The organism is Enterobacter sp. A8 (assembly GCF_004296595.1).
In the GTDB taxonomy this organism is placed as follows: domain Bacteria; phylum Pseudomonadota; class Gammaproteobacteria; order Enterobacterales; family Enterobacteriaceae; genus Enterobacter; species Enterobacter cloacae.
In genome coordinates this window covers 232,870-259,098 of the sequence record NZ_SCMF01000003.1, presented here as the reverse complement: position 1 = coordinate 259,098, position 26,229 = coordinate 232,870, and the positions used below count along the sequence as shown (strand labels likewise).

The window sequence follows — 26,229 nt, the reverse complement described above, 5'->3', positions numbered from 1 at the left end:
GTCTCGATTCGCCTCTGGCCGCCATCCCTGGCGTCCAGCCCTTGTCATCCGGTCTCCGGTTCGCCGATTTCAGCGGGGACTCAACACCCGTGCCACATTCAAACTGCTGAGAAGGTTGAGGAAACGCCTGATCCGGCTGAAAATCGCTGAGGCGTTGACCGAAGGCCGGGGCGAGGCGCATGGATGCGCCAAGAGGGCGTGACCTACATGGATGTAGGATCACGCCCGACCCGATAGCCGGAGGGAATAAGCCGAAGGGACCGCGCAGCGGCGATTTTCTTTGCCGGGAGCCGGGATTGTTAAGGGGGCGGCGGGAGCCCCCTTAACACGTTCACCGCAGCGGGATACCCATAAAGCAGAAAAGCTATAGTGAACGGAACCCTTCCACCGCAGCCCCAAAATACAGGCCTCCATCCATAAGCGACTCATATGACAGCCTTCATTTCCGCCAGGGCATACTGAAACGTATCTCCCGGGCGCGCGAATGGAAGCACCATGTTAGCAACTCAGGTCACTGATAGTTCGTACAAAGGCTGGCAGGCCTCGCTTGACCTGCGGTTTTGCCACACGCCTGAGAAAACCCTCCTCCATGCCGCGCACCACGTCGGGCCGCTCACGGTACAGCGTCCGTTCTACCCCGAAGGGGAAACCTGCCACCTTTATCTGCTGCACCCGCCGGGCGGTGTGGTGGGCGGTGACAGGCTGGATATTACCGTAAGTCTGGACGCCAATAGCCACGCGCTTATCACCATGCCCGGCGCCAGTAAGTTCTATCGCAGCAGCGGCCCACAGGCCCGCCTTAACCAGCACTTTTATCTCGATGAAGCGTCCACGCTGGAGTGGCTGCCGCAGGACACCATTATCTTTCCCGGCGCCAGTGCCGCGCTGCGCTCCGTCTTCCACCTGAAGGCCTCCAGCACGCTGCTGGCGTGGGAACTGTACTGTCTGGGTCGCCCGGTGATCGGCGAGACCTTCAGCCACGGCACGCTGGAGAGCCGCCTTGAGGTCTGGGTGGATGACGAGCCACGTCTGATTGAGCGTCAGCATCTCAGCGACGGCGATCTTACCCCTGTTGCCGGGCTGCCGTGGCTCGGCACGCTGCTGTTCTATCCGGCCGGAGACACGCACCTCGACACGGCGCGTGAGCTGCTCGCACCACTGAATACCTTTGCCGGGGCGACGCTCACTGACGATCTGCTGTCGGTGCGTTTTCTCTCCCACGACAATCTGATTTGCCAGCGGGTGATGCGCGATATCTGGCAGTCGCTTCGCCCGCTTCTCACCACCAAAACCGCCTGTTCGCCGCGTATCTGGCAGACATAAGAGAAACGTTATGGAACTGACCCCCAGAGAAAAAGACAAGCTGTTGCTGTTCACCGCCGCGCTGGTTGCCGAACGCCGCCTTGCGCGCGGGGTAAAGCTCAATTACCCGGAATCGGTCGCGCTGATCAGCGCCTTCATTATGGAAGGCGCGCGCGATGGCGAAACCGTCGCCTCGCTGATGGAAGCGGGCCGTCACGTCCTGACGCGTGATCAGGTGATGGAAGGCGTACCGGAGATGATCCCGGATATTCAGGTGGAAGCCACCTTCCCGGACGGGTCAAAACTCGTCACCGTGCATAACCCGATCGTGTAAGGAGCGCGTGATGATCCCAGGCGAATACCAGATCCAGTCCGGCAATATTGCCCTCAACGTCGGGCGAGAAAACCGGCTTATCATCGTCGAAAACCACGGCGACCGACCTATCCAGGTGGGATCGCACTATCACTTTTACGAGGTGAATCCGGCGCTGAAATTTGACCGGGAAGCCACCCGGGGCTTTCGACTGAATATCCCGGCAGGCACCGCGGTGCGGTTCGAACCCGGCCAGAAGCGCGAAGTGACGCTGGTGAAGGTCACCGGGGCGCAGCGCATTTTCGGTTTCCGGGGTGACGTGATGGGAGAAGTGAAAAATGGCTGAGATTTCGCGCCAGGCTTATGCCGATATGTTCGGCCCCACCACCGGCGATAAAGTACGTTTAGCCGACAGCGAGCTGTGGATCGAAGTCGAAAACGATCTCACCGTCTACGGCGAAGAGGTCAAATTCGGCGGCGGGAAAGTGATCCGCGACGGTATGGGCCAGGGGCAGATGACCGCGGATGACTGCGTGGATCTGGTGCTGACTAACGCGTTGATTGTCGATCACTGGGGGATCGTGAAAGCGGATATCGGCGTGAAGAACGGGCGGATCTTTGCCGTCGGTAAAGCCGGCAACCCGGACATTCAGCCCGGGGTGACGATCCCGATTGGTGCCGCCACGGAAGCGATCGCCGCCGAAGGAAAGATCGTCACCGCTGGCGGGATCGACACTCACATCCACTGGATCTGCCCGCAGCAGGCCGAAGAGGCGCTGGTTTCCGGCGTCACGACGATGATCGGCGGCGGTACAGGTCCCGCGGCAGGGACCAACGCCACCACCTGCACGCCGGGGCCGTGGTATATCGCCCGCATGCTGCAGGCTGCCGATACCCTGCCAGTGAATATTGGCCTGCTGGGCAAAGGCAACGGTTCAAACCCGGATGCCCTGCGCGAGCAGATAGCCGCCGGGGCCATCGGGCTGAAGATCCACGAAGACTGGGGCGCAACGCCTGCGGCCATCAACTGCTCGCTGGAGGTCGCGGAAGAGATGGATATCCAGGTGGCGCTGCACAGCGACACGCTGAACGAATCCGGTTTCGTCGAAGACACGCTGGCAGCCATCGGCGGGCGCACCATCCATACCTTCCACACGGAAGGGGCCGGTGGCGGCCACGCGCCGGATATTATTACCGCCTGTGCGCACCCGAATATTCTGCCCTCCTCCACCAACCCGACCCTGCCCTATACGGTCAATACCATCGATGAACATCTCGATATGCTGATGGTCTGCCACCACCTCGACCCGGATATCGCCGAGGATGTGGCTTTTGCCGAATCGCGTATTCGCCGGGAAACCATCGCTGCGGAAGATGTGCTGCACGATATCGGCGCATTCTCGCTGACCTCCTCTGATTCCCAGGCGATGGGCCGCGTGGGCGAAGTGATTCTCCGCACCTGGCAGGTGGCGCACCGCATGAAGGTGCAGCGCGGCGCACTGCCGGAAGAGACTGGCGATAACGACAACTTTCGCGTGAAGCGCTACATCGCCAAATACACCATTAACCCGGCGCTGACGCACGGTATCGCCCATGAAGTGGGCTCCATCGAAGCGGGCAAGCTGGCGGATTTAGTGGTCTGGTCCCCGGCGTTCTTTGGCGTGAAACCCGCCACCATCGTCAAGGGTGGGATGATCGCCTGCGCTCCGATGGGGGATATCAACGCCTCTATCCCCACGCCGCAACCGGTCCATTACCGTCCGATGTTTGGCGCACTGGGTGCCGCACGTCACGCCACCCGGCTGACGTTTGTCTCGCAGGCTGCGGCCGCGCAGGGGATAGCGCAACAGCTCAACCTGCAGAGCGCCACGGCGGTGGTCAAAGGCTGCCGCACGGTGAAAAAGGCCGACATGATTTACAACGGCCTGCAGCCAAATATCACCGTCGATTCGCAAACCTATGAAGTGCGCGTCGACGGCGAACTGATAACCAGCGAACCGGCTGACGTTCTGCCGATGGCGCAACGCTATTTCCTGTTTTGAGGAGTGATGATGATCTATTTAACCCAACGCCTGGACCATGCGCATCCGATTACCGCCAGCGTCACGCTGCCGATTGACGTGCGGGTGAAAAGCCGTGCCCGCGTGGCGCTGAATGACGGGCGCGAAGCCGGGCTCATGCTGCCGCGCGGTTTACTGTTGCGCGGCGGCGACCTGCTCTGTAACGAAGACGGCAGCGAAGTCATCGAAGTGATTGCCGCCCCGGAGTCCGTCTCCGTGGTGCGCTGCGACGATCCGTTCCTCCTCGCCCGCGCCTGCTATCACCTGGGCAACCGCCACGTGCCGCTGCAAATCATGCCCGGCGAGTTGCGCTATCACCACGATCACGTCCTCGACGACATGCTGCGCCAGTTTGGGCTGGCGGTCACCTTCGCCAGCCTGCCGTTTGAACCTGAAGCAGGGGCCTACACCAGCGAGGCCCACAGCCATAGCCACTCTCACGCTCATTCACATTAAGGATTAATCATGCGTAAGTACTTACCCCTGTTACTGCTGGCCTTTTCCCTGCCTGCGCTGGCACATCCGGGACACGGTGCCGACAGCTTCCATGCTGGTTTTTTCCACCCGCTGACCGGACTTGATCACCTGCTGATGCTCGCCGGTGCGGGCGTGCTCTCCGCGCTGAGCGGCCGCAAGCTGCTGCTGCCTTTTGCCACCCTCGGGATGATGCTTGTCGGTGCCATTGCGGGCAGCCTGCTCGGCGGCTTTAGCGGCATGGAGATGCTGATTATCGCCTCGCTGGGCGTCTGCGGCGTGATGATGTTTAAAACCGAAAATCGTCTGTTGCTGGCGGTGCCTGCCCTGGCGATGTTCCACGGCTGGGCGCACGGGGTGGAGATGTCCGGCCACAGCTTCTGGCTCTTCACCAGCGGCTTTATGCTGGCCAGCGCCACGGTGCTGTGCGCCAGCTTCGCCGCCGGGTTACTGCTGCGCCGTCACGACGGACTGCGTAAAACCTTTGGCGGTGGGCTTATCGTCTCTGCCCTGCTGGCGCTGATGAGCTGATGGAGCTCGCCCGCCAGCGGCTGCGTCTGATGCAGCTCTCCAGTAGCAGCCTGCCGGTCGGGTCGTTTACCTGGTCGCAGGGGCTGGAGTGGGCCGTCGAGACAGGCTGGGTTACCGACGCAGAGGCGTTCAAAAACTGGCAAACCCTGCAGATGGAGCAGAGTTTTTTCTGCGTCGACCTGCCGCTATTTGCCCGGCTCTATCGGGCCTGTGAAGAGGGCGATCTGGCGGCAGCAAAACGCTGGACGTCATACCTGCTCGCCTGCCGGGAAACCCGTGAACTGCGGGAAGAAGAACGCAATCGCGGCGCCGCCTTTACGCGGCTCATCAAAAGCTGGGAGCCGGACTGCCCGCCCCCCTGGCAGCCGCTGTTTATGCAAAGCCAGCTCAGCGGCATGGCGTGGCTCGGCGTGCGTTGGGGTATTAGCGCGCACGAGCTGGCGCTGAGTCTGGGCTACAGCTGGATTGAGAGCGCGGTAATGGCCGGCGTCAAGCTGGTACCGTTTGGGCAACAGGCCGCACAACAGCTGATTATCGAACTCAGCGACCATTTTGCCGCCGGGTTTGAACAGGCATTTTTACGTGACGATGAGGCACTGGGCGCGGCGACGCCGCTTTCCGCCATCGCCTCTGCCCGCCACGAAACACAATATTCACGGTTATTCCGTTCCTGAGGATGCAACATGGCTGATTACAAACATCCCCTGCGCGTTGGCGTGGGCGGCCCGGTCGGTTCGGGCAAAACCGCGCTGCTGGAAGCGCTCTGCAAGGCGATGCGCGACACGTATCATCTGGCGGTAGTGACGAACGATATTTACACCAAAGAGGATCAACGCATTCTGACCGAAGCGGGCGCGCTTGAGCCGGAGCGCATTGTGGGCGTAGAGACGGGCGGCTGCCCGCACACCGCCATTCGCGAAGATGCCTCGATGAACCTGGCCGCGGTGGAAGCGCTCAGCGAGAAGTTCGGCAATCTGGATCTGATCTTCGTCGAAAGCGGCGGCGATAACCTGAGCGCGACCTTCAGCCCGGAGCTGGCGGATCTGACGATCTACGTGATCGACGTGGCCGAAGGGGAGAAGATCCCGCGCAAGGGCGGGCCGGGGATCACCAAATCCGATTTTCTGGTGATCAACAAAACCGATCTCGCGCCGTACGTGGGTGCCTCGCTGGAGGTGATGGCGCGCGACACCAACCGCATGCGTGGCGAGCGTCCGTGGACCTTTACCAACCTGAAGGCGGGTGACGGTCTGGCAACGATTATTACGTTTCTGGAAGAGAAAGGGATGCTGAGGATCTGAAAAAAGGCCTGGCGCAATGCCAGGCCGTGAGGGTTATTTACAGCTGTTACTGGAAGAACCCTGCTCGCGCCACGCGCCCCACTGGCCGCCGGTTCCCGGGGTTTCCTGACCCGGGTTGACATACCACTGGTTGAACCAAATTTTACCGTTGTAAGAGACTTTGGTGCATTTGGTCGGGTAAGCGATTTTGGCGTTATAGGCCGGTGCGGCAGGTTTTACCGGCGTATCGTCTTTTGCCGGGGTGTCGTCTTTCTCGGGTACCGCCGGCTTAGTGACCTTAATGGTCATGCTGTCCGTCGCGGTCCGTCCATCTGCGCCGGTTGTGGTCAGCGTGAAGACCGCTTCTCCCTCGCTGTTGGCAGGAATAACGGCATAGGCATGCGCGCTATCCACGCTCTTCACCAGCGTGCCGTTCAGGTTCGCCTCCAGCGAGAAGGTTTCCGCCCCTTTTGTCACGCTCCAGTTATACGATTTGGCATTCAGGCTCTTGCTGCCGTCCAGCGGGTAGGTGCTCACGCCCGTGGTCGGGGAGACCATGGTGTAATCCGCGCCTGCCGCAGCGGTTGGGGCCGGAGCGACAGGGGTGTTACCGTCTTTCAGCGCCATAATACGGGCTACCGCACGCTCCATGTCAGGCTGTGTCCCCACTTTTGCCGAATCCCCGTTCGCCAGCGGCGTACCGGTCTCCGCCAGAATCTGACGCATCTGACGCGGTGTCACGGTAATACCGTTGGCTTTGGCGATGCCTGACAGGCTTGCTACCACACCCGCAATAATCGGGTTCGCGGAAGAGGTTCCGGCAAAAGTCGCGGTATAGGAATCGTTAACGCCAGCGTTTTTATACAGATCGCCATAACCGGTGGTCACCACATCCCAGCAGCCCCAGGCAGAACTGGTAATGCGCGAGCCATAGGAGCTGAACGACGCTTTTTTACCGTCTTTTGCACAAAACGCACCCGCCAAAATAGCCCCGGAGTCCCGGACATTCACGTCATACTCCCCCCGGAACCCTGGGCTGTCCATATTGATATTCCCGTTACCTGCTGCCTCAATAACGTGAACACCTTTGTCGGTCAGCGCCTTAATAATATCGTAATAGGCGGTCTGGGATTCCATTGCGACCCAGCAATCCTTCTGACAACCCGCTGGATAACCCCCCGCAACTTGTATCCCGATCTGCACCACATCACCCGCTTTTAGCTGGGGGATTAAATTATAGAGGTTATTACTCGCGGAGGCCGCATACCCCATCCGGCTTTTCCAGGCTAAACCGCGAATACCGGTGCCCATATCTTTCGCCGCCATAATCCCCACTGAAGCGGTGTCGTGATCATGGCTTGCAACATACGTCGTCTTGCCAGAGCTGAGACTCATCGGCGGTAAGTTGGCATGGCTGGTATTCCAGGCATCAATCTCCGCCGAAATAATCGTTACCCCTTCACCCGCACTGCCTGCATAGCGATCAACACTGTCGCGGTTGACGCCCCCCATATAATAACCAGTGCGCTTAACATCCGGCGCTTTGAGATAATCCTGCTTATTGCGGAAATCCGGAATGGCAGCAGACGTTAAATTAACATTCAGGGAGGACTTTAACTGTGGCGTAAGGGCCGTGTCATCCAGCGATACCGGCTCGGCTTCCGGGTACACAAACTCTACGTTCTGATTTTGTTCAAGCTCGGTGATAATATGGTTAATATATGTTTTATCCTGACTTTTATCTTTCGGTAACTCGATGCGCAGATAACGGTCAAAACCATAGCGTTTATTAAGCTCCGTCAATTCAGAGGATTGAGTAGAACTACGCAAGTTGGTCGGACGGAACATATTTGTTGTTGTCAGGGAAGCGTCGCTCAAGGTAATTTTATTGTTTGTGGCTTTTAACAGACCTGTCGTCGGTTTTAGCTTGAGCACAATTGCGGTGTAGGTGGCATTATCCTGTGCAAATTCATTTTGCACCAGAGTTTCAGCCGCAGCAGAGAATGAAATTGCTGCACAAATAAAAAGAGATAAAGCGCTTTTTTTCATGATAATCACGGTTCCTGTGTGAATTGAAATTTTTCCTTTTTCAGTATCACTGACACACGGACCGCGAAGAATAAGAGTGGCCTACTCTAATGAACAGAGTTTTCTCTAAATAATTAAGAAAATTCCATACTGCGTTAATTTATATTTCGCAATGCAACGATACACCTGGATACAAAAAACGTAAAGCTTAATCATTATGAAATAATCAAGAGCCGTCGGCGTTAAAAATATTCTCGTTACTGCTGCGACTTTACCGCAAAATGAATTTTAATAACATTATATCTTGCGAGGTGTTCCAACCGCCGTTGGCCCCGCCATTTCATGAAAGGGTTAATACGACGCATCATTATGGACATTAAAATCGTTATCGCTGAAGAATCCTCGTTAATTCGACGCGGCTTATCCTCCATGATGCAGTCCCTCTCGTTACCCGCCGTTGGCATGGATCAGAGGTGCGTTCTGATCGGTGAGGCAGCGGCCTCCGCTGAACTTCAGTCGCTTCTTGGCCAGCATAATCCGGATATCGCTATTCTTGGCTATTCGCTGACAACCAGCCTCAGCCGCCCTCCGCTCGGGGGAATGGACGGGCTGAAGCTCTTGAGATGGCTTAAACAGACCTACCCTGCGCTTAATATTATCCTGCTCTCGCCCTATGCAAACGCCACGCTTATCCGTCAGGCGCTAAAGGAAGGAGTCAGAGCGTACTTATCACGTGATATCAACGAGAAAACCTTAAGCCAGGCGATTACCACGGTCCTGAAAGGCGAGATTTATATCGAAAACCAGCTGGTGAATATGCTTTTCCGTCATGAAAAGACGGACGTGGAGAAACTCTCTCCACGGGAAATTGACGTGCTGCGCCTGATTTGTAAGGGATTAAATTTGAAGGAGATTGCACAGTTTATGCATTTGAGCATCAAAACGGTCAGCGCACATAAGGTCCGGGCGATGGAAAAGCTGGACGTACAAAACGATTGCCAGCTTTACTCTTTGATCATCAAGAACCAGATGTTTGAGATCGGGATGTAAACGTCTCCCGCCGTTAAGACGGGAGCGTCGGTCAAGCTTCCGGCAGCTCCGCCAGCGGCCAGCGTGGGCGTACAGAGACGCTCAGATCCGCCGTTGCGCCAGCGTTCAGGCGCACCATCCCGGCGTAGGCGATCATCGCCCCGTTATCGGTACAGAATTCCGGGCGCGCATAAAACACTTCCCCGCGACGCTTTTGCATCATCTCCGCCAGCTTCGCACGCAGCGTACGGTTAGCGCTGACGCCACCCGCCATCACCAGGCGCTTAAAGCCGGTCTGATCCAGCGCGCGTTTACACTTGATCATCAGCGTATCGACCACCGCATCTTCGAATGCGCGAGCGATGTCCGCACGGGTCTGCTCGCTGTCATCATTATTGCGGATGGTATTGGCGGCGAAGGTTTTCAGGCCGGAGAAGCTGAAATCCAGCCCCGGACGGTCGGTCATTGGACGCGGGAAGACAAAACGCCCTTCCGTGCCCTGCGACGCCATTTTCGAGAGCATCGGGCCGCCCGGGTAATCCAGACCCAGCAGCTTAGCGGTTTTGTCGAAGGCTTCTCCGGCAGCGTCATCAATCGACTCGCCCAGCAGCTCATACTTACCAATACCCGTCACGCTAATCAGCTGGGTATGGCCGCCAGAGACCAGCAGCGCCACAAACGGGAATTCGGGCGGATTCTCTTCCAGCATCGGTGCCAGAAGATGCCCTTCCATATGGTGAACCGGAATGGCCGGAACATCCCACGCGAAGGCCAGGGAACGGCCCACCGTCGCACCGACCAGCAGCGCGCCGACCAGACCCGGGCCTGCCGTGTAGGCGACGGCATCAATATCAGTTGAGTTCAAGCCGGCCTCTTTCAGCGCCGCCTGAATCAGGGGAACCGTTTTACGTACGTGGTCACGAGAGGCCAGTTCAGGCACGACGCCGCCGTAGTCAGCATGCAATTTCACCTGACTATACAGTTGGTTGGCCAGAAGCCCTTTTTCGTCGTCGTAAATGGCGATGCCGGTTTCATCGCAGGATGTTTCAATACCCAGTACACGCATGACTTGTTTTACCTCGTTTCAGTACCGCGCAGTGTAGAGCCTGGGCGGGTTGATGTAAAACTTTGTTCGCCCCAGGACATCCGCTCGTGTATACTCTTCCCCCTTATAAAAGTCCCTTTCAAAAACGCGTCGGTGCTTTACAAAGCAGCAGCATTTGCAGTAAAATTCCGCACCATTTTGAAATAAGCTGGCGTTGATGCCAGCGGCAAACCGAATTTATCAAAGGTGAGAGTTACATGCCGGTAATTAAAGTACGTGAAAACGAGCCGTTCGACGTAGCACTGCGTCGCTTCAAACGTTCATGCGAGAAAGCAGGTGTTCTGGCTGAAGTTCGTCGTCGTGAGTTCTATGAAAAACCAACGACTGAACGTAAGCGCGCTAAAGCTTCTGCAGTGAAACGTCACGCGAAGAAACTGGCTCGCGAAAACGCACGCCGTACTCGTCTGTACTAATCCGTTGAGGGCGACAGTCCTCAATTGACAGACAGAGTAATAGTCGTAAGGCCGTGCTTCCGGAAGGAATGCGCGGCTTGTTTTCGTTTATGAGTTGCTAAAAACTTTTGGGGCATATGGCCGGACGAATCCCACGCGTTTTCATCAATGACCTGCTGGCAAGAACCGACATCGTCGATCTTATCGACGCGCGGGTAAAGCTGAAAAAGCAGGGCAAGAACTACCATGCGTGCTGTCCTTTCCATAACGAAAAAACCCCCTCCTTCACCGTCAACGGTGAAAAGCAGTTTTACCATTGCTTCGGCTGTGGCGCACACGGTAATGCCGTCGATTTTTTAATGAACTACGACAAGCTCGAGTTCGTTGAAACCGTCGAAGAACTGGCGGCGATGCACAACCTTGAAGTGCCGTATGAAGCGGGCAGTGGACCAAGCCAGATAGAGCGCCATCAGCGTCAAACGCTGTATCAACTGATGGATGGCCTGAATTCGTTTTACCAACAGTCTCTTAAGCACTCTGCGGCTGAGCCTGCGCGTCAGTATCTGAACAAGCGCGGACTGAGCGACGATGTCATTGCGCGTTTCGCTATTGGTTACGCCCCGCCCGGCTGGGACAACGTGTTAAAGCGTTTTGGCGGCAATAGCGAAGATCGTAAATCGTTGATCGACGCAGGTATGCTGGTCACCAACGACCAGGGACGAAGCTACGACCGCTTCCGCGAACGGGTGATGTTCCCGATCCGCGACAAGCGTGGCCGGGTGATTGGTTTTGGTGGTCGCGTGCTGGGTGATGCCCTGCCCAAGTACCTCAACTCCCCGGAAACCGACATTTTCCATAAGGGCCGTCAGCTTTACGGCCTTTATGAGGCGCAGCAGGCAAATGCGGAACCTCCGCGCCTTCTCGTCGTCGAAGGGTATATGGATGTCGTTGCGCTGGCGCAGTATGACATCAATTACGCAGTAGCCTCGTTGGGCACATCCACCACGGCCGATCATATTCAGCTGCTGTTTCGGGTGACCAACAACGTCATCTGCTGCTACGACGGTGACCGCGCAGGGCGCGATGCCGCCTGGCGTGCGCTGGAAACTGCGCTACCTTATATGACCGACGGGCGGCAGTTACGCTTTATGTTCCTGCCCGACGGTGAAGACCCGGATACGCTGGTGCGTAAAGAGGGCAAAGCGGCGTTTGAAGCGCGGATGGAGCAGGCTCAGCCGCTCTCCACGTTCTTGTTTAACAGCCTGATGCCGCAGGTTGATTTAAGTACCCCTGACGGGCGCGCGCAGCTCAGCACGCTGGCGCTGCCGTTAATCAGCCAGGTGCCCGGCGAAACGCTGCGCATCTATCTGCGTCAGGAGTTAGGCAACAAGCTCGGCATTCTGGATGACAGCCAGCTTGAACGTTTAATGCCAAAACAGGCTGAAAACGGCACGGTTCGCCCCGCGCCTCAGCTAAAACGCACAACCATGCGTATACTGATAGGGTTACTGGTCCAAAACCCCGAACTTGCGCCGCAAGTGCCATCGCTGGCGGGTTTGAACCACGAAAAATTGCCCGGACTTGGCTTATTTTCAGAACTGGTCAACACATGTTTGTCTCAGCCAGGTCTGACCACCGGACAACTTTTAGAACATTATCGCGGCACAAAAGAGGCCGCTACCCTTGAAAAATTGTCGATGTGGGACGATATAGCAGATAAGGACATTGCAGAAAAAACGTTCACCGACTCACTCAACCATATGTTTGATTCGATGCTCGAGCTGCGCCAGGAAGAGTTGATTGCTCGCGAGCGCACACACGGTTTGAGCAGCGAAGAACGCCGGGAGCTCTGGATGATAAACCAGGAACTGGCGAAGAAATAAGCAAAAAGACAAAAGTATTTAACGGCTTAAGTGCCGAATATCGATCGGGAAGCCCCCGGCAGCCGCACTGAGAGGCAGCGGCAAAAATATAAGTACGCCCTCGCTTTAAAGGTTGGCAAACCATCGCCGACACCAATCAAACGAATTAAGTGTGGATACCGTCTTATGGAGCAAAACCCGCAGTCACAGCTGAAACTTCTTGTCCAACGTGGTAAGGAGCAAGGCTATCTGACCTATGCCGAGGTCAATGACCATCTGCCGGAAGATATCGTCGATTCAGATCAAATCGAAGACATCATCCAAATGATCAATGACATGGGCATTCAGGTGATGGAAGAAGCACCGGATGCCGATGATCTGTTGCTGGCTGAAACCTCCAACAACACTGACGAAGATGCGGAAGAAGCTGCTGCACAGGTACTGTCCAGCGTGGAATCTGAAATCGGGCGTACCACTGACCCGGTCCGCATGTACATGCGCGAAATGGGTACCGTTGAACTGTTGACCCGCGAAGGCGAAATTGACATCGCAAAACGCATCGAAGACGGGATCAACCAGGTTCAGTGCTCTGTTGCTGAGTACCCGGAAGCGATCACCTATCTGCTGGAGCAGTACGATCGTGTTGAAGCGGAAGAAGCGCGTCTGTCCGATCTGATCACCGGTTTTGTCGACCCGAACGCTGAAGAAGATATGGCCCCAACCGCCACTCACGTCGGTTCTGAACTGTCTCAGGAAGAGATGGATGACGACGAAGACGAAGATGAAGAAGAGAGCGACGACGACAGCGCCGATGATGACAACAGCATCGACCCGGAACTGGCACGTGAGAAGTTCGCCGAACTGCGTACCCAGTACGAAGTGACGCGTGACACCATCAAAGCCAAAGGCCGCAGTCACGCTGCTGCTCAGGAAGAGATCCTGAAACTGTCTGAAGTCTTCAAACAGTTCCGCCTGGTGCCAAAACAGTTCGACTACCTGGTGAACAGCATGCGCGTGATGATGGATCGCGTACGTACCCAGGAACGTATCATCATGAAGCTGTGCGTTGAGCAGTGCAAAATGCCGAAGAAGAACTTCATCACCCTCTTCACCGGCAACGAAACCAGCGAAACCTGGTTCAACGCGGCTATCGCGATGAACAAACCGTGGTCTGAAAAACTGCACGACGTGAAAGAAGACGTGCATCGCGGTCTGCAGAAGCTGCAGCAAATTGAAGAAGAGACCGGCCTGACCATCGAGCAGGTCAAAGACATCAACCGTCGTATGTCCATCGGTGAAGCGAAAGCCCGCCGTGCGAAGAAAGAGATGGTTGAAGCAAACTTACGTCTGGTTATCTCTATCGCCAAGAAATACACCAACCGCGGTCTGCAGTTCCTGGATCTGATTCAGGAAGGCAACATCGGTCTGATGAAAGCGGTAGATAAGTTTGAATACCGTCGTGGTTACAAGTTCTCCACCTATGCGACCTGGTGGATCCGTCAGGCAATTACCCGCTCTATCGCGGATCAGGCGCGCACTATCCGTATTCCGGTGCATATGATTGAGACCATCAACAAGCTCAACCGTATTTCCCGCCAGATGCTGCAGGAGATGGGTCGCGAGCCGACGCCGGAAGAGCTGGCTGAACGCATGCTGATGCCGGAAGACAAGATCCGTAAAGTGCTGAAGATCGCCAAAGAGCCAATCTCCATGGAAACACCAATCGGTGATGATGAAGATTCGCATCTGGGTGATTTCATCGAGGATACCACCCTCGAGCTGCCGCTGGACTCTGCCACCACCGAGAGCCTGCGTGCTGCCACGCACGACGTTCTGGCTGGCCTGACCGCCCGTGAAGCGAAAGTACTGCGTATGCGTTTCGGTATCGATATGAACACCGACCACACGCTGGAAGAAGTGGGTAAACAGTTTGACGTTACCCGCGAACGTATCCGTCAGATCGAAGCGAAGGCGCTGCGTAAACTGCGCCATCCGAGCCGCTCTGAAGTGCTGCGTAGCTTCCTGGACGATTAATCCAGGTAAACAGCAAAAAGCTCCCAATCGGGAGCTTTTTTTTTGTTTATTCCCTCTCCCTGTGAGAGAGGGCCAGGACGAGGCATCAGGCCGCAGAGCCCCCTAAAGCCCCCGTACCACCAGCGCCTCGTCGAGCTCCCTGTAAGCTTCCACCAGTTTATCCAGCGTTGCCCTGTTAAGTCCGCTCGGGTTTGGCAGCACCCATACCTGCGTCACACCGATGGTGATGGCCTGTTTCCCCCATTTCACCCCGCGCTGGCTGAACGCCTGCTCATAGGCCTGTTTCCCCAGAATCGCCAGCGCGGCAGGCTGGTAGTCTTCGATCTTCTTAATCAGTTCCCGCCCGCCAGTGCGCAGCTCATGCAGGTTGACTTCGCTCGCCTGCACGGTTGGTCGCTCCACCAGCATGGTGATCCCGCAGCGCGTATCCAGCAGATGCTGCTCCTCTTCAGGCTTGAGTAACCGGTCGGTAAAGCCGGCCTGGTAGATCACTTTCCAGAAGCGGTTCCCCGGATGAGCAAAGTGAAAACCGGTATGCGCCGAGGATTTACCGGGGTTGATCCCACAGAACACCACCCGTAATCCCGGGGCCAGAATATCGTTGATCATATTTACTCCCGATTGATACATCATCATGGAAGTATAAAGGATTGATTATGCGTTGTTTATAAAAACAGCAGGCGGGTGTGAATGGCTGGATTGCTGCGGGGAGTTACATTATAATCCACCGCCACGGCCCCTTAGCTCAGTGGTTAGAGCAGGCGACTCATAATCGCTTGGTCGCTGGTTCAAGTCCAGCAGGGGCCACCAAATTTTAGCTTTACAATCATATGATTAAGCCACTCACATGAGTGGCTTTTTTGTTGGCTTAATTTTCAGTGGCGATGAAATGGCGGTATCGCTGAGTTCTTACAGAGATAAAAAAAACCGCACGAGGCGGTTTTTTTGACTGATGCGGCTATCGTTAACTGCGGTTCACCGAGGGCGCCCGGGCACGTTCCGGCATGCCAGGGGCTGCAATCAGGCGCTCTACCGACTCCATGGTGACAAACGTACAGCTGCAATCAACGTTGGTGCACTGGTGATAACGCTCTTTGGTATTTTCACTCAAATAGCGACTGGTTCGCGCATGTGCCGAGTGCTTGCATTTAGGACAATGAAACATACCGCCTCCGTTTAATTCGCTTTTTGTGAATTAATAATACCCCAAAAGCGTAAAATTAAAAGCGTACTACTCGCTTTCGATGGAAAATTTTTCGTCGGCAATGTCAGGTTCAAGATTCACCTCCGTCGTAAAGCCTCTTCCGTCAAGGGTGTGAACGACCCGGCTGACGATCCACGCTTGCTCGTCAATCGCCCGCTTGAAGCCTTTCACCTGAAGGGGTGTTTCGGGAAAAAGGTCAGCTTTTCCCAGCGCCAGCTGGATAGAAAATTTCACTACCCCGCGCTGTAAAGCACGCCATTTGGCTTCAGCCGCTCTGAGTGCCTGCGCTTCGGAGGCAAAAATAGTGGTCAGCTCAAAGACGTTATCGGCGGCGCCAACCAACGTCTCCTGCGGCGTTTGCTCCGTGCTGCCGGATACGGCTGCGGCATCCGGATGAGGTAACGCGCCTGTCGCTGCCGCCGGTGGCAGACGATTGATGCTGACCTTTGGGTGTTGTTGTTTAGGATCGCTCGTTTGCAGCCATTTGGCCGTCACGCCGGAATATGCTTCGCGATCGGCGATGGAAAAGCTGTGTTTATCACCATCGGCGCGTTCAATCACCTTCAACGCAACCGGTTTGCCGCTGGCCGTCACGGCGCCGCCCGCTTTCATGAAAAGCACCTTCCCTTCCTTAACGGCGACAAACGCGCCATTGCGTTCAGCCAGGCGGGAGAGAAACGCAGCATCGGACTCCTGAGTTTGGTCGATATGCGCAATGGCTATGGATGAAAATTCCGCCGCCACGCTGGCGCTAAGCTGGTTGCGCTGCGCGATGGTATCAACAATTGCGCCGAGGGTGGTGTCATGCCATGACTGCTCGCGGCGAACGTTGAGCTTGCCACGAAAATCGGCGCTGCGCCCCCGAATGGTTAACCGGTCCGGCGCCCCCCGAAATTCAATATCATCGACCGTGAAATTCCCCTTCAGCTCCAGAGGGGTACCCTGCCAGCCCAGCCATAGTGTTATAAACGCGCCGCGAGCCGGCAGGTCTAACAGATCGTCGGAATCATCCAGCTCAATGTCCACCTGATCGGCTTCCAGGCCTCGGTTGTCAGTCATGGTCAAGCGGATAAGGCGATGGCTAAAATTTTGCGTAATATCACGGCCATTAAGCTTGAGCATAAAATCGGGGGCGATTTTCCCCCCTGCCCGGATATTCATTTCCGTGATCATCCCAGCAGCCCTCCAATTTCGGTACGCGCGCTGGTCACCAGCTCTTCAGCCTGTGTTCTCAGGTCGCCAAACATCGCCATCAGCGATTCGTCAACCCGCTTCAGAGAAAGCGTAAAATCAATTTTCCGCGCCGTACCATCGCTGTAAAAATCCGTATGGGTGTGCGTCACCTTATCAATCACAAACATGCCATGAATAATGCCCGTCCCGTCGATCAGCGGCCAGGCACGCCCCTCATTCGCCATCAGTTCGATGGCTTTCAGGGACAATCGCCCTCCGGTAATTTCAGGATAAAGCGTTCCGGAGAGCGTATGGGATGTATCGCCCTCACCCAGATACTGCCAGGCTTTGGGCTTCCCGATGCGATCGTTAGAGGCCCAGCGGTAATCCTTTGAAAACTGCATTGACTGATACGGCAAGGTTCGTCGCTCAAAGACAAACAGCCCCAGCACCATTAACATTTTCTCTCTCCTTACTCATACATAAAGTGGGATCGCTGGTCCGCCGCTTTCTGTCTGTCTCTGTTGTCCAGGGCATCCTGAATTTGGCGGCTGAGGTCCGCTCCGGATGTCATATCTCCCTGCAGCGTGAAGTGATATTCGCTCCTGCTCTGATCGACGTAAGAGCGTCCGCCAGTGGCCAGCGCTGGCTGATACTTCAGATAACCACCATAGGTCGATGTCGGCGGAATATACGCACTGCCCGGCGCAGAGGAAGCCGCCTCTGCGTTAGCCGCAGCGGGCTCGATGTTGTCCGACTTTGTTTTGATAAGACCGAGTTTATCCAGTAGCCAGGTCGCCTTGCTGCTCAGAGTGTTGAACAGATTAAGCGGTGCCATCAACGCCTCCCCGAGCATCTGACCGAACATCACCCCCGCGTTTTTGCAACTGTCGAGCGTTTCCTGAGTCGTTTTGATTGGCGTAATCAGGTCGGTGAACCACTGCCAGATCCCGCCCAGCTTCTCTGAGATGAAACCAAACGCCTGCAGAAGTGGAGAAAACAGCTCGCCCAGTGGAGCAAAAGCCACAGAAAGCCCTTCCATCACCCCGGTAAAGAAGGCGCTGACTGGTTCCCAGTATTTAAAAATCAGTAATGCACCCGCCGCAATCGCCGCACCAATGGCAATGATGGGCCAGCTGAGGGCACCCAGGATCGCCATGATGCTGCCGCCGACCACGCTGAAGGCGGTGCCTAACATCCCGGCGGCGGTAATGACCAGGTTCAGGCCGGTCACCATCGGCGCAACGACCATGCCCAACCCGCCCACTATGCCGGCAAACGCCTGCGCGCCGACGATAACCCCGACCAGGCCTTGCGTCAGTGCGGGGTTGGCATTCACCCACAGAGAGAGCGTACTGATCCACCCGGTCGCGGTGGTGGTCAGGGTACGCAGGGCGCCATCCGCCTTATCAAATACATCCATCTTCAGGCCGTTCCACACCGCCTGAAGCTTGCCTATATCACCGGCAAGGTTATCGGACTGAACGGCAGCTACCCGCGCGGTACTGCCCTTTGCCCCCTGGAGCTGCTTACGTTTCTCAGACAGCGTTCCATTACCCGCGGCGGAGACCAGTACCGCAGCGCCTTGCGCGTTTTCCTGACCGAAAATGGTCTTCAGGTACGCCATCTGCTGCGCGGTACCGAGCTGGCTCTTTTCAAAGGATGCGGAGAGGGCTTCAAGGATCTGCTCGGCAGGCAGCAGATTGCCTTGTCCATCATGGGTCTGTACGTTCAGTTCACTCAGCGCGGCAGAACCCTGACCGTTCTGCATCTGCAGATGGCTCAGCACAGCGCTGACCCCGGCGCCAGCCGTGCTCCCTTTCATCCCCTTTTCCATCAGAATGCCAAGCAGCGCGGTCGTCTCTTCAAGGCTCACGCCAGCGCCGCTGGCAGTTGGCGCAACAGAGGCCACGGCAGCACCCAGCTCGGTAAGGCTGGTGTGAGAGGAGGTAAATCCGCGGGTCAGCACGTCTGCGACACGCTCAGCATCGGTATTGGCCAGGTTGAACGCGGTCTGTGCATTGCTGATGATGTCGGCGGCGTTTGCGGCATCGACATTTCCCGCGAGGCTGAGATTAACCGCAGGAAGCGTGGCCGCAAGCACACCATCGGCGTCATATCCTGAACGAACCAGCTCGGTCTGCGCCCGGGTGACCGCCTCCGTTGAGGTTCCCGTACCGGCACTGACGTCCCGCGCCTGCTGACGAATAGCCTCAAGTCTGGCATCCCCCTTCTCCAGACCAAGACTGGCCTGAATAGCGGACATCTGCTTTTCAGCACTGATACCCGGCGCCATAAACCGGGACGTCTGGTCAAAGCCCGTCTTTGCCATGCTCACGCCTGTGCCAGCGATCTGATGCACACGCGTGGCAACACGTTTGCCGGATTCGTAGCGACGCTGAACGGCATTGAGCCGCTCCTGCTGCTGATTAACCCGGGCGAGTGCCTCTCGTTGTCCGTTGAGCTGCTGCGTTTTTTCGCCGATGCTCTTTCTTAAACGACGTTCATCTGCTGCCAGGGTCCGGGTATTAATCCCCGCCTGCGCAAGTTCGCCGCGCTGACGCTGGACGGACTGGCGCAGTGTGTTGTACTCAAGCTTCAGGGCGGCGGCAGACTGGCGGGCTGCCGTCAGCGCATCGTTCTGCTCACGGGTGGGGTTTTGCGTGTTTTTCAGTTCACGCGCCAGCGCCGCCGTCTGTTGTCTCGCCAGGGCAAGCGCCTGCCCCGTCATGGTGAGCTGACTGCTTGTTTTTCTGAATCCATCGACGCGGGCCGCCTGCTCATCGAGCGCGCGCAGCGCCGCCTGCGATTCACCGATCTCTCCCTCAAGAGAGAGACTGGCATTGTGGATAGCTTTGAGCGGTCGGCTTGCCCTGGCGACTGCATCCAGCAGCGCCTGAAGTCTGACATTATTACTCATGGTGGTTTCCGCTTCGCTGCAGCGCCTTTTCGCGCCATATGAGGAGTTCGGTCACGCTCAGGGGGTACAGCTCTGACGGCGGCCAGTGAAAAATCACCGCGATATCCGCCATCAGATCGTCGACCGACAGGTTTTCAGGAAATTTCAGCGAGCCGAAGTCGGTGACAAAAAACCGACCACCTTACCGGCAAAAGAGAGCAGGTCGGAGGCATCCAGACGTGCAATCTCATGTTCAGTCAACGCCGGAGAGGTCATTCGCGGCAGCACTTTAATCAGGGCATCCACGTCGGATTGCGCCAGCGACGCCAGCGATACGCCACGCAAGGTGCCCGCATTGGGTTTTGCGACGGTCACTTTTTCGATTTTTTGCTCGCCGCGCAGAACGGGGCTATCAAGCGTGACGGTGTTTGGGTTTTCGCTTTCGTTGATAACAGTCTCGTTGATATTTTCCATTTCATTACTCTCAAAAGGGTAAGTAACCGGCCAGCAGCTGCGGCCGGTTAAGGGTTACAGGCCGATGGCCTTACGGTGTTCCGCCAGACGATCGACGCCGTCGACTTTCAGCACCATGTTGATGATGTCAATCTCGATAACCTCTTTGCCATCGATAGTGAGCTGGTAGTAAGCGCACTCGGTGGACATCTTGGTCGTGCCGCTTTCGCCCTGCTTGTTCTCGCCGCCGTCAAACTCTTTGTGACGGCCACGCATCACGATCTCCACCGCAGAGATTTCGCCGGTATCGTCACGCTGGAAGGATCCGGTAAAACGCAGCGGCACGCTGTCCGCGCCTGGCGAGGCATACTGCGCCCACAGAGCAACGTCCGGCAGACCACCAATGGTCCACTCCAGCGCCAGCGCATCATCGTCCAGGCCGAGGTCGACAGAGACCGAGCCCGGCATACCGCCGCCGCGATACTTCTCCAGCTTGCGGGTGAGCTTCGGTAAGGTGACAGACTCAACAACGCCCATATAGCTCAGGCCATCGTTGAACATATTCAGATATTTAAGTTTGCGTGGTAACGCCATGCTGCAGCTCCTTAGCTGTTAACCGAATCTGACAGGTCTGCCAGATAGGTATCGGTGATGCGCTGGCGCAGGGTCAGATTCTCCAGCGGCGGAACAGGGGTGTAGTCGTAATCGATATACAGTTTCCCCGCTTTGAGGGTCGACACGTCATTCGATTCCGGGTCATACCAGCAGGAGCCGTCAACGATGTAGCCATTGGTTTTCAGCTCACGGAATTTGGCATTGATACCGGAAATGATGTCGCGAATAAGCGTTGGGGTAATGGGTTTATCCATCGCCCATGCGTGCGCTTCCGCCATGGTGTCGGCCAGTACCTGCGCGGTACGGGTGTAGTTTTCAAACAGGAATAACGGATCGTCAGAGCAGGTACGGTTGCCCCAGAATTTGAAACCGTCATTGCGAATCAGCGTGGTCACGCCCGCCTGGTTAAGCAGGTTGGCATCGGTGGCCTGTTCCTGCAGGTCCCAGGAGACAGAGGCGCTCACCCCGGTAACACCGTTAACACCGACGTTGGACAGGGTTTTATGCCAGCCGGTGGTCTGGTCGATTTTGGCGCGCAGGCCAAGTGCGCGTGCGGTCGCCCAGGCCGTTTTGGTCGCGTTCGTGGTGGTATCCCACGCCAGGAAATCCGGGTGAATAACCATCAGCTCACGCTGGCTGAAGTTTTTGCGATAGTTGATCGCCTCAGGAATGGTTTTACAGCCCCATGCGCTGACATAGCCAAACGCACGCAGGCTCTGGCACGTCGCTGCCAGCGCGGTCGCCACTTCCTGCGAATCCAGCCCCGGCACACCAAGAATGCGTGGTTTAACGCCGGTCACCGTTTTGGCGGTGAGAAGTGCCTTCAGGCCGGTGTATTTGCCGTTTTCGTCGGTGGTACCAATGATGTTAGAAATGGTTTCTTTCTGTGCGGCTTCCGGGTCTTCCGGGTTATCGACACCTTCGGCCACGCGAACAACAACGACAACCGGTTTGCACTGATCGGCAATCGCCTGAAGGGAAGCGGACAGCGTGCCTGTTTTCCCGGCTTTCGCAATCGCGGATTGTACATTGGTAATGAGCACTGGCTCGTTAAGAGGGAATGTCTGTTCGTCAGCATCGCTGGCCGTACAGACCATACCGATGATTGCCGTCGAGACGGTGGAAATGGTGCGTGTGCCATCGTTGATTTCGATGACTTCCACGCCATGGTGATAGTCGCCCATCCGTTTAACTCCGTGGTTTAGTGGTGAGGGTATTTTCTGTGGAGCGCGCGATGGATGCGACGTATTGGGGTTGGGGAAAGGATTACACAACAAACGAAAAGCCCTCCGGGAGGAGGGCTTGAGGTCAGGCCGGGCGTTCTGGCCATTGAATATCTGGGGCTTTGCTGAGATCCAGTCTGTTTAACAATACGCGGTAACGCTTCCAGAGTAGCAGCGTGGCCGCTTCTTCATCGGTGGCAATTCCGAGCTCGACTGCATCCTCGAGCGGAGTAATAATTTCATTCGCCGTTTTCATCAAAAATAATTTTTGTGACGATGCCTGATTTACTTGTTCTTCGTGTGTCGGTTCCGGTGGTTCCGTCAGAACAGGATAACCATTATTATCAGAAACAATCATTTTTCCAACGGCCTGCCCTGCCATCAATGATTCATAATCGTCATCCAGCACAGTTACATAATTATCCGGCCACGAACCGGCGGAACGGTAGTCTGCCTCCAGAGCATTATTATAAAAAGCGCCCGTAGCGTGACAATAAACATATCCCATATTAATAACCTCTCGCTTCGAAATACACTTTGACTTCACCACTACCAGCAATGTAGGTAAAACCTGAAGCATCAGGATTTTGAACATAAATATTCTGATCATGGAACCCATTGGTATAAAGCAGTGTTAGCTGCACGCTGACGCAAGTAGTTGGAAACGCAGTTGGGAAGGTTATCCGTGTAGAGTCCGCTGTACGTGTTGCAATCCCCCACTGCTTCATAATTCCTGTAGTATTGTCTTTCTCCCAACCGCTTGCCGCCCTACTGGCCGTGTTTTTCAGATTATAACGAGCATCGCTTTCGGCTTTTGTGTATGCTCCGGTTTTTGCCATATAACCCGCATCGCTTTGCCCTTTGGTATAATAACGGGAGTCGAAATTAGCAAAACTTCCGGGAATGAGCTGGCCTGGCGCGCTAAAATTACCACTGGTATCCCATTTATAATTGACATCCTGACCGCCACTGCCTTTCATGTGCAAATGCCATGAAAGAGCGGTATCAGCGACAAGAGACCCCATTGAAAAAGCCCATGAATTGACACCGGCGATGCTTGCCTGTTGTTTTAAAGCTGGATGGTATTCACTCGCACCGGTTGTCGAATATGAGTTAAAAAAAGCTGCTTTTGTTTTGTACTGTTCTGCCCATGCAAGTGCACCGGCATAACCCGCTGTAATTTCCTTAGTGGCGAAAATGGTGTTGCCTACAGTAAATGGTGTCTCAGATTGTAATGCCCCGGTTTCCAGGCTAACCCGTAATGGACGCAATGAATTGTAGTTTCCGTAAGCATCGCCCTTATTCGTCAGCATCAGATAAAGATTATTACCGTCGTTGCGCCAGAAACATCCGTAGTTTCCATATGCAATCCGATAACTATTTGCGGAAATGGATTGTACTTCTCCGTTTGAACGCAAATAACCGCTAAATTGTCCGGCGCCGTTTGCCTGAAGCAATAGCGAGCCATCTTTATTTCGCTGAGAGTAAAAGTGATAGCCTGTATCGTCCCCCAGTTCAACGACAGTTGGCCGGTCTACATTCCCCCAAAGGCGCCAGTTTGCATTCTTGTCAGAGGTGTTGGCTGAAACAAAGGCAAGCTTTTTCGTGTTTCCCGAATAAAATCCGCCAAGTTGCGAAGTAATATTCCCCCGAACTCTCAGGCCTGTACTCGCGCTAATTGCCAGCTCCTCCTGCGAATCGGTACTGCCTGTCGCCAGACGGTATTCGCCCCCCTGAACGGTTTCATGCCAGATAGTGTCCGTCGCTCCGCCGCGCATTTTACGCAGATAATTTTTAGTGCCTGTCGTGGCGTTGGAAAGTGCCGTTAAGTTGTAGGTGGCCTGTGCTACAGCGTCCTGATTTAATGTTCCGGTCATACTGTCACCGGCTTTACTGACTCGCTCACTGGCATTTATATTGGCTGCAGTAGCGTTGTCGTTTGCGGATTTAACCGCCTTCGGCGTCGCTGCCAGCACCTCCGACACACTGTCAATCGCACTGCTGAGCTGGACAAGCCCCTTACGCGCCGTAGTGGCATCTACCGCGGTGTACTTGGCGTTCGCCAGATCATACGCCGCCTTCACTGCCTTCGGCGTTGCCGCCAGCACCTCAGAGACACTGTCAGTGGCACTACTCAGCTGAACGATCCCCTTACGCGCCGTGGTTGCATCCGCTGCGGTATATTTCCCGTTCGCCAGATCGTACGCTGCCTTTACCGCTTTCGGCGTTGCGGCAAGCACCTCAGACGCGCTGTCGGTGGCGCTGCTTAACTGGGTGAACCCCTTTGCGGTCAGCGTGGCGTCCGGATGGCGGCGGGACTGCTCATGCTCCGTCAGCTTCCCGTCGACGTATTCCTGCGTGGCCATCACCGTTGAGGTGTCAATCGTCAACTCGACGGAGGAAATATCGCTCACCATAATAACCATGCGAAGCGTCTGCGCGCGTCCTGACCCCTCTGCCAGCGCGGGCTTATAGCTTTCAGCCATATTCCCGACGGCAATCAGCGTTCCGGTATCGTCATAAAGACCCATCTCACGCATCCAGAAACCGCCCACCTCAGGCGGGATCAGCAGCTCCGCCACAACGTAGTTTTTGTTCTTCTTGTCCTGGCTGATTTTATTCAGCGCGTGGCGCCAGACTTCATTCACCAGCTTTGTCTGGCTGGCATCTGGAACGGGCAACGCACCGCCGCCGTCGCCGACCGCCATTGCGGTGAAGTTCACTTTCTTCGCGTTCGGGACGGTTGCTGCAGCCAGTTTTTCTGCACCGGCTTTGGTGATAACCGTTTTAAATTTCACTGTCATTATGCTCTCACTTATCCGGGGTAAACCGTAATGATGTCGCCGTCATAGCTCAGGGCACCGGTAAAGAGATAACCCGGAATGTCCTGGATGATATTCAGGCCGATAAGGTGGCGGCTGGCAGGCTTCGCATCAGCGATAAGCCTTTCCATCTCGTAATACATTTCCTCGGTGATACCGGTGTCTAACACGCCGATATCAAGGCGGAAGGTGCCGGGCGGGTCGTTGGTTTGCCACCACTCGGTGACGTTAATCAGATAACCAAGCGGCTCCACGACGCGGCGCACGGCGCCGATGGTTCCCTTGTGGGCATGGATAAACCATGCCGCGCGGATCACGTCCCGTTTGGTGGCCTCCGGCCAGTTCTCGTCCCAGCGATCGACCGAAAATGCCCACGCCAGCCACGGCAGTAAATTCGCCGGGCAGGTATCCGCGCTCCAGAGATGGCGCAGCGGTACCGGCGTTTTTTCTATCTCCGCGCAGGCGCGCGCGGCCGCCACCTCAAGCGGCGACGATCCAACCGGTAAAAGACGGGTATCACTCATCGCTCCCCCCCACGGTTACGCTGTAGTGGCTGCACCATGAGGCCTGAGTTTCATCGAGCACGATATCGGCTGCCGGGGCGGTCAGTTCCACGCGCTGCACCCCTTCAACGTGAAGAGCGGCGTAAATGGCAGACTTGCGAATATCGCGTCCCAGCCGATGCTGCGCCGTGATATAGGCCTGCAGCCGGGCTCTGGCCGCGTTAAGCACCGGTTCGCTTTCCGGGCCGGGGAAGAGGAACAGCGAGGCCGCAATGGTGTAGTCGACAATTTTGGCCGACTGGACGGTCACGCGATCGGCGACTGGCCTGACGTCCTCATCGTTCAGCGCATTGCGAACACGGGTAAGCAGCTCTTCAGACGCCACGCCGTTATTCTCCCGTGAGAGCACGGAAACGGTGACGTTCGCGGGCTGGGGGCTGATCACGGAAATATCCGCCACCCGGCCATCCGCGCTGCGGCCATGGAACTGATAAGCGCCTGTCGAACCGGCCACGCTCAGCCCTTCCGGCGCCTGCTGGATACGCAGACGAAAGTCAGTATCAGACTCCATCACAGCCGGCGTGGGCGGGAAGGTCGTGTCGTCGGCAGGCGTAATCACCAGACGCTGAAGGTTAGCGTTTGCCCCAATCTGGTCGAGATCGCTGCCAGTGGCGTAGGCCAGCATGACCGCTCGCGCGGCCTCGTTGACGCGCTGGCGCCAGATAACTTCCCGATACGCGTTTTCCTGCAGCAGCTTCACAATCGGCTCTGACTCTAAGGTCAGCGTGCGTGCGATAGCCTCTTGCTCCGCCTCAGGAAAGAGTGAGACAAAGGTGGCCTTTCGTTCTGCCAGCAGCGTTTCATAATCCACCTCCTCCACGACATCAGGCGCGGCGAGCTGGCTCAGATCAACAATAGCCATAGCGT

27 protein-coding genes and 1 tRNA gene are annotated in these 26,229 nt (G+C 56.1%); 13 read left to right on the top strand and 15 right to left on the bottom strand.

Annotated features, from left to right (window positions below):
• Positions 1-495: 495 nt before the first annotated feature.
• From EQV24_RS13200 to ureG, 8 genes are read left to right on the top strand one after another with little or no spacing between them, the layout of a single operon-like run.
• Positions 496-1,323, top strand: coding sequence for an urease accessory protein UreD (locus tag EQV24_RS13200; protein WP_130626673.1), 828 nt, complete (start codon positions 496-498; stop codon positions 1,321-1,323).
• A gap of 10 nt (positions 1,324-1,333) precedes the next feature.
• Positions 1,334-1,636 carry an urease subunit gamma gene (locus tag EQV24_RS13195; protein WP_003862556.1) on the top strand — a complete coding sequence of 101 codons (303 nt, stop codon included), beginning with the start codon at positions 1,334-1,336 and terminating at the stop codon, positions 1,634-1,636.
• A gap of 10 nt (positions 1,637-1,646) precedes the next feature.
• Positions 1,647-1,961 carry an urease subunit beta gene (locus tag EQV24_RS13190; protein ID WP_130626672.1) on the top strand — a complete coding sequence of 105 codons (315 nt, stop codon included), beginning with the start codon at positions 1,647-1,649 and terminating at the stop codon, positions 1,959-1,961.
• The gene (gene ureC / locus EQV24_RS13185) at positions 1,954-3,657 is read left to right on the top strand and encodes an urease subunit alpha (protein WP_130626671.1); all 1,704 of its coding nucleotides are present in this window, start codon (positions 1,954-1,956) and stop codon (positions 3,655-3,657) included. Before EQV24_RS13190 ends, ureC begins: the two co-directional genes overlap by 8 nt.
• A gap of 9 nt (positions 3,658-3,666) precedes the next feature.
• Positions 3,667-4,131 (top strand): urease accessory protein UreE, encoded by a 465-nt coding sequence (gene ureE, locus EQV24_RS13180; protein ID WP_020689459.1) that lies wholly within the window; start codon positions 3,667-3,669, stop codon positions 4,129-4,131.
• A 9-nt stretch (positions 4,132-4,140) separates the two neighbouring features.
• Entirely contained in the window at positions 4,141-4,680 is a 540-nt protein-coding gene (locus EQV24_RS13175; protein WP_020689458.1) for a HupE/UreJ family protein, read from the top strand.
• Positions 4,680-5,354 (top strand): urease accessory protein UreF, encoded by a 675-nt coding sequence (locus EQV24_RS13170; RefSeq protein WP_130626670.1) that lies wholly within the window; start codon positions 4,680-4,682, stop codon positions 5,352-5,354. Before EQV24_RS13175 ends, EQV24_RS13170 begins: the two co-directional genes overlap by 1 nt.
• Before the next feature lie 9 nt (positions 5,355-5,363).
• Positions 5,364-5,981, top strand: coding sequence for an urease accessory protein UreG (ureG, locus tag EQV24_RS13165; protein ID WP_129251560.1), 618 nt, complete (start codon positions 5,364-5,366; stop codon positions 5,979-5,981).
• Between the two features lie 33 nt (positions 5,982-6,014).
• On the opposite strand, the gene EQV24_RS13160 is transcribed toward ureG, so the two are convergent.
• A complete protein-coding gene (locus EQV24_RS13160) occupies positions 6,015-7,940 on the bottom strand; it encodes a serine protease (RefSeq protein WP_243649050.1) in 1,926 nt (641 codons plus the stop codon).
• Between the two features lie 417 nt (positions 7,941-8,357).
• On the opposite strand from EQV24_RS13160, the gene EQV24_RS13155 reads away from it, so the two are divergent.
• The gene (locus tag EQV24_RS13155; protein ID WP_029883055.1) at positions 8,358-9,038 is read left to right on the top strand and encodes a response regulator transcription factor; all 681 of its coding nucleotides are present in this window, start codon (positions 8,358-8,360) and stop codon (positions 9,036-9,038) included.
• A 31-nt stretch (positions 9,039-9,069) separates the two neighbouring features.
• On the opposite strand, the gene tsaD is transcribed toward EQV24_RS13155, so the two are convergent.
• On the bottom strand, positions 9,070-10,083 hold the full coding sequence (gene tsaD / locus EQV24_RS13150) for a tRNA (adenosine(37)-N6)-threonylcarbamoyltransferase complex transferase subunit TsaD (protein WP_013098775.1): 1,014 nt from the start codon (positions 10,081-10,083) through the stop codon (positions 9,070-9,072).
• Between the two features lie 236 nt (positions 10,084-10,319).
• Between tsaD and rpsU the strand changes: the two genes are divergently transcribed.
• The 3 genes from rpsU (at position 10,320) to rpoD (ending at position 14,410) form a co-directional block, all read left to right on the top strand.
• Positions 10,320-10,535 carry a 30S ribosomal protein S21 gene (gene rpsU / locus EQV24_RS13145; RefSeq protein ID WP_001144069.1) on the top strand — a complete coding sequence of 72 codons (216 nt, stop codon included), beginning with the start codon at positions 10,320-10,322 and terminating at the stop codon, positions 10,533-10,535.
• 116 nt (positions 10,536-10,651) lie between these two features.
• Entirely contained in the window at positions 10,652-12,397 is a 1,746-nt protein-coding gene (dnaG, locus tag EQV24_RS13140; protein WP_014833324.1) for a DNA primase, read from the top strand.
• A gap of 165 nt (positions 12,398-12,562) precedes the next feature.
• Complete coding sequence (gene rpoD, locus EQV24_RS13135; RefSeq protein WP_013098777.1) at positions 12,563-14,410, top strand: RNA polymerase sigma factor RpoD; 1,848 nt, start codon at positions 12,563-12,565, stop codon at positions 14,408-14,410.
• 102 nt (positions 14,411-14,512) lie between these two features.
• Here the strand turns inward: rpoD and mug are convergent, their stop codons facing one another.
• On the bottom strand, positions 14,513-15,019 hold the full coding sequence (mug, locus tag EQV24_RS13130) for a G/U mismatch-specific DNA glycosylase (protein ID WP_020689452.1): 507 nt from the start codon (positions 15,017-15,019) through the stop codon (positions 14,513-14,515).
• 125 nt (positions 15,020-15,144) lie between these two features.
• On the opposite strand from mug, the gene EQV24_RS13125 reads away from it, so the two are divergent.
• Positions 15,145-15,220 (top strand) — tRNA-Ile (locus EQV24_RS13125).
• Positions 15,221-15,374: 154 nt separating this feature from the next.
• Here the strand turns inward: EQV24_RS13125 and EQV24_RS13120 are convergent.
• The 12 genes from EQV24_RS13120 to EQV24_RS13065 all read right to left on the bottom strand — a co-directional run bounded on the left by EQV24_RS13120 (position 15,375) and on the right by EQV24_RS13065 (position 26,224).
• Entirely contained in the window at positions 15,375-15,575 is a 201-nt protein-coding gene (locus EQV24_RS13120) for an ogr/Delta-like zinc finger family protein (protein ID WP_014833326.1), read from the bottom strand.
• 66 nt (positions 15,576-15,641) lie between these two features.
• A complete protein-coding gene (locus tag EQV24_RS13115; protein ID WP_130626669.1) occupies positions 15,642-16,787 on the bottom strand; it encodes a phage late control D family protein in 1,146 nt (381 codons plus the stop codon).
• Entirely contained in the window at positions 16,784-17,248 is a 465-nt protein-coding gene (locus EQV24_RS13110) for a phage tail protein (RefSeq protein ID WP_014833328.1), read from the bottom strand. The genes EQV24_RS13115 and EQV24_RS13110 overlap by 4 nt, the downstream gene beginning before the upstream one ends.
• Before the next feature lie 11 nt (positions 17,249-17,259).
• Entirely contained in the window at positions 17,260-19,707 is a 2,448-nt protein-coding gene (locus EQV24_RS13105) for a phage tail tape measure protein (protein ID WP_130626668.1), read from the bottom strand.
• Positions 19,700-19,819, bottom strand: coding sequence for a GpE family phage tail protein (locus EQV24_RS13100; RefSeq protein ID WP_014833330.1), 120 nt, complete (start codon positions 19,817-19,819; stop codon positions 19,700-19,702). Before EQV24_RS13100 ends, EQV24_RS13105 begins: the two co-directional genes overlap by 8 nt.
• A 32-nt stretch (positions 19,820-19,851) precedes the next feature.
• Positions 19,852-20,160: a phage tail assembly protein gene (locus EQV24_RS13095; protein ID WP_038420626.1), complete on the bottom strand. Its 309-nt coding sequence runs from the start codon at positions 20,158-20,160 to the stop codon at positions 19,852-19,854.
• Between the two features lie 54 nt (positions 20,161-20,214).
• The gene (locus EQV24_RS13090; RefSeq protein ID WP_014833332.1) at positions 20,215-20,733 is read right to left on the bottom strand and encodes a phage major tail tube protein; all 519 of its coding nucleotides are present in this window, start codon (positions 20,731-20,733) and stop codon (positions 20,215-20,217) included.
• Positions 20,734-20,744: 11 nt separating this feature from the next.
• On the bottom strand, positions 20,745-21,938 hold the full coding sequence (locus EQV24_RS13085) for a phage tail sheath protein (protein ID WP_038420628.1): 1,194 nt from the start codon (positions 21,936-21,938) through the stop codon (positions 20,745-20,747).
• A 124-nt stretch (positions 21,939-22,062) separates the two neighbouring features.
• Positions 22,063-22,485, bottom strand: a complete 423-nt coding sequence (locus EQV24_RS13080; RefSeq protein ID WP_243649049.1) for a tail fiber assembly protein — start codon at positions 22,483-22,485, stop codon at positions 22,063-22,065.
• Position 22,486: 1 nt separating this feature from the next.
• On the bottom strand, positions 22,487-24,781 hold the full coding sequence (locus tag EQV24_RS23835) for a phage tail protein (protein ID WP_243649048.1): 2,295 nt from the start codon (positions 24,779-24,781) through the stop codon (positions 22,487-22,489).
• 11 nt (positions 24,782-24,792) lie between these two features.
• Positions 24,793-25,323 carry a phage tail protein I gene (locus EQV24_RS13070; protein ID WP_020689443.1) on the bottom strand — a complete coding sequence of 177 codons (531 nt, stop codon included), beginning with the start codon at positions 25,321-25,323 and terminating at the stop codon, positions 24,793-24,795.
• Positions 25,316-26,224, bottom strand: coding sequence for a baseplate assembly protein (locus EQV24_RS13065; RefSeq protein WP_038420635.1), 909 nt, complete (start codon positions 26,222-26,224; stop codon positions 25,316-25,318). The genes EQV24_RS13070 and EQV24_RS13065 overlap by 8 nt, the downstream gene beginning before the upstream one ends.
• Positions 26,225-26,229: the final 5 nt, after the last annotated feature.

What these genes read in the sequence shown, in the direction of transcription:
- EQV24_RS13200 (WP_130626673.1), top strand. Translation starts at nt 496, where the DNA reads ATGTTAGCAACTCAGGTCACTGATAGTTCGTACAAAGGCTGGCAGGCC.
- EQV24_RS13195 (WP_003862556.1), top strand. Translation starts at nt 1,334, where the DNA reads ATGGAACTGACCCCCAGAGAAAAAGACAAGCTGTTGCTGTTCACCGCC.
- EQV24_RS13190 (WP_130626672.1), top strand. Translation starts at nt 1,647, where the DNA reads ATGATCCCAGGCGAATACCAGATCCAGTCCGGCAATATTGCCCTCAAC.
- ureC (WP_130626671.1), top strand. Translation starts at nt 1,954, where the DNA reads ATGGCTGAGATTTCGCGCCAGGCTTATGCCGATATGTTCGGCCCCACC.
- ureE (WP_020689459.1), top strand. Translation starts at nt 3,667, where the DNA reads ATGATCTATTTAACCCAACGCCTGGACCATGCGCATCCGATTACCGCC.
- EQV24_RS13175 (WP_020689458.1), top strand. Translation starts at nt 4,141, where the DNA reads ATGCGTAAGTACTTACCCCTGTTACTGCTGGCCTTTTCCCTGCCTGCG.
- EQV24_RS13170 (WP_130626670.1), top strand. Translation starts at nt 4,680, where the DNA reads ATGGAGCTCGCCCGCCAGCGGCTGCGTCTGATGCAGCTCTCCAGTAGC.
- ureG (WP_129251560.1), top strand. Translation starts at nt 5,364, where the DNA reads ATGGCTGATTACAAACATCCCCTGCGCGTTGGCGTGGGCGGCCCGGTC.
- EQV24_RS13155 (WP_029883055.1), top strand. Translation starts at nt 8,358, where the DNA reads ATGGACATTAAAATCGTTATCGCTGAAGAATCCTCGTTAATTCGACGC.
- tsaD (WP_013098775.1), bottom strand. Translation starts at nt 10,083, where the DNA reads ATGCGTGTACTGGGTATTGAAACATCCTGCGATGAAACCGGCATCGCC.
- rpsU (WP_001144069.1), top strand. Translation starts at nt 10,320, where the DNA reads ATGCCGGTAATTAAAGTACGTGAAAACGAGCCGTTCGACGTAGCACTG.
- dnaG (WP_014833324.1), top strand. Translation starts at nt 10,652, where the DNA reads ATGGCCGGACGAATCCCACGCGTTTTCATCAATGACCTGCTGGCAAGA.
- rpoD (WP_013098777.1), top strand. Translation starts at nt 12,563, where the DNA reads ATGGAGCAAAACCCGCAGTCACAGCTGAAACTTCTTGTCCAACGTGGT.
- mug (WP_020689452.1), bottom strand. Translation starts at nt 15,019, where the DNA reads ATGATCAACGATATTCTGGCCCCGGGATTACGGGTGGTGTTCTGTGGG.
- EQV24_RS13120 (WP_014833326.1), bottom strand. Translation starts at nt 15,575, where the DNA reads ATGTTTCATTGTCCTAAATGCAAGCACTCGGCACATGCGCGAACCAGT.
- EQV24_RS13115 (WP_130626669.1), bottom strand. Translation starts at nt 16,787, where the DNA reads ATGATCACGGAAATGAATATCCGGGCAGGGGGGAAAATCGCCCCCGAT.
- EQV24_RS13110 (WP_014833328.1), bottom strand. Translation starts at nt 17,248, where the DNA reads ATGTTAATGGTGCTGGGGCTGTTTGTCTTTGAGCGACGAACCTTGCCG.
- EQV24_RS13105 (WP_130626668.1), bottom strand. Translation starts at nt 19,707, where the DNA reads ATGAGTAATAATGTCAGACTTCAGGCGCTGCTGGATGCAGTCGCCAGG.
- EQV24_RS13100 (WP_014833330.1), bottom strand. Translation starts at nt 19,819, where the DNA reads ATGGCGGATATCGCGGTGATTTTTCACTGGCCGCCGTCAGAGCTGTAC.
- EQV24_RS13095 (WP_038420626.1), bottom strand. Translation starts at nt 20,160, where the DNA reads ATGGAAAATATCAACGAGACTGTTATCAACGAAAGCGAAAACCCAAAC.
- EQV24_RS13090 (WP_014833332.1), bottom strand. Translation starts at nt 20,733, where the DNA reads ATGGCGTTACCACGCAAACTTAAATATCTGAATATGTTCAACGATGGC.
- EQV24_RS13085 (WP_038420628.1), bottom strand. Translation starts at nt 21,938, where the DNA reads ATGGGCGACTATCACCATGGCGTGGAAGTCATCGAAATCAACGATGGC.
- EQV24_RS13080 (WP_243649049.1), bottom strand. Translation starts at nt 22,485, where the DNA reads ATGGGATATGTTTATTGTCACGCTACGGGCGCTTTTTATAATAATGCT.
- EQV24_RS23835 (WP_243649048.1), bottom strand. Translation starts at nt 24,781, where the DNA reads ATGACAGTGAAATTTAAAACGGTTATCACCAAAGCCGGTGCAGAAAAA.
- EQV24_RS13070 (WP_020689443.1), bottom strand. Translation starts at nt 25,323, where the DNA reads ATGAGTGATACCCGTCTTTTACCGGTTGGATCGTCGCCGCTTGAGGTG.
- EQV24_RS13065 (WP_038420635.1), bottom strand. Translation starts at nt 26,224, where the DNA reads ATGGCTATTGTTGATCTGAGCCAGCTCGCCGCGCCTGATGTCGTGGAG.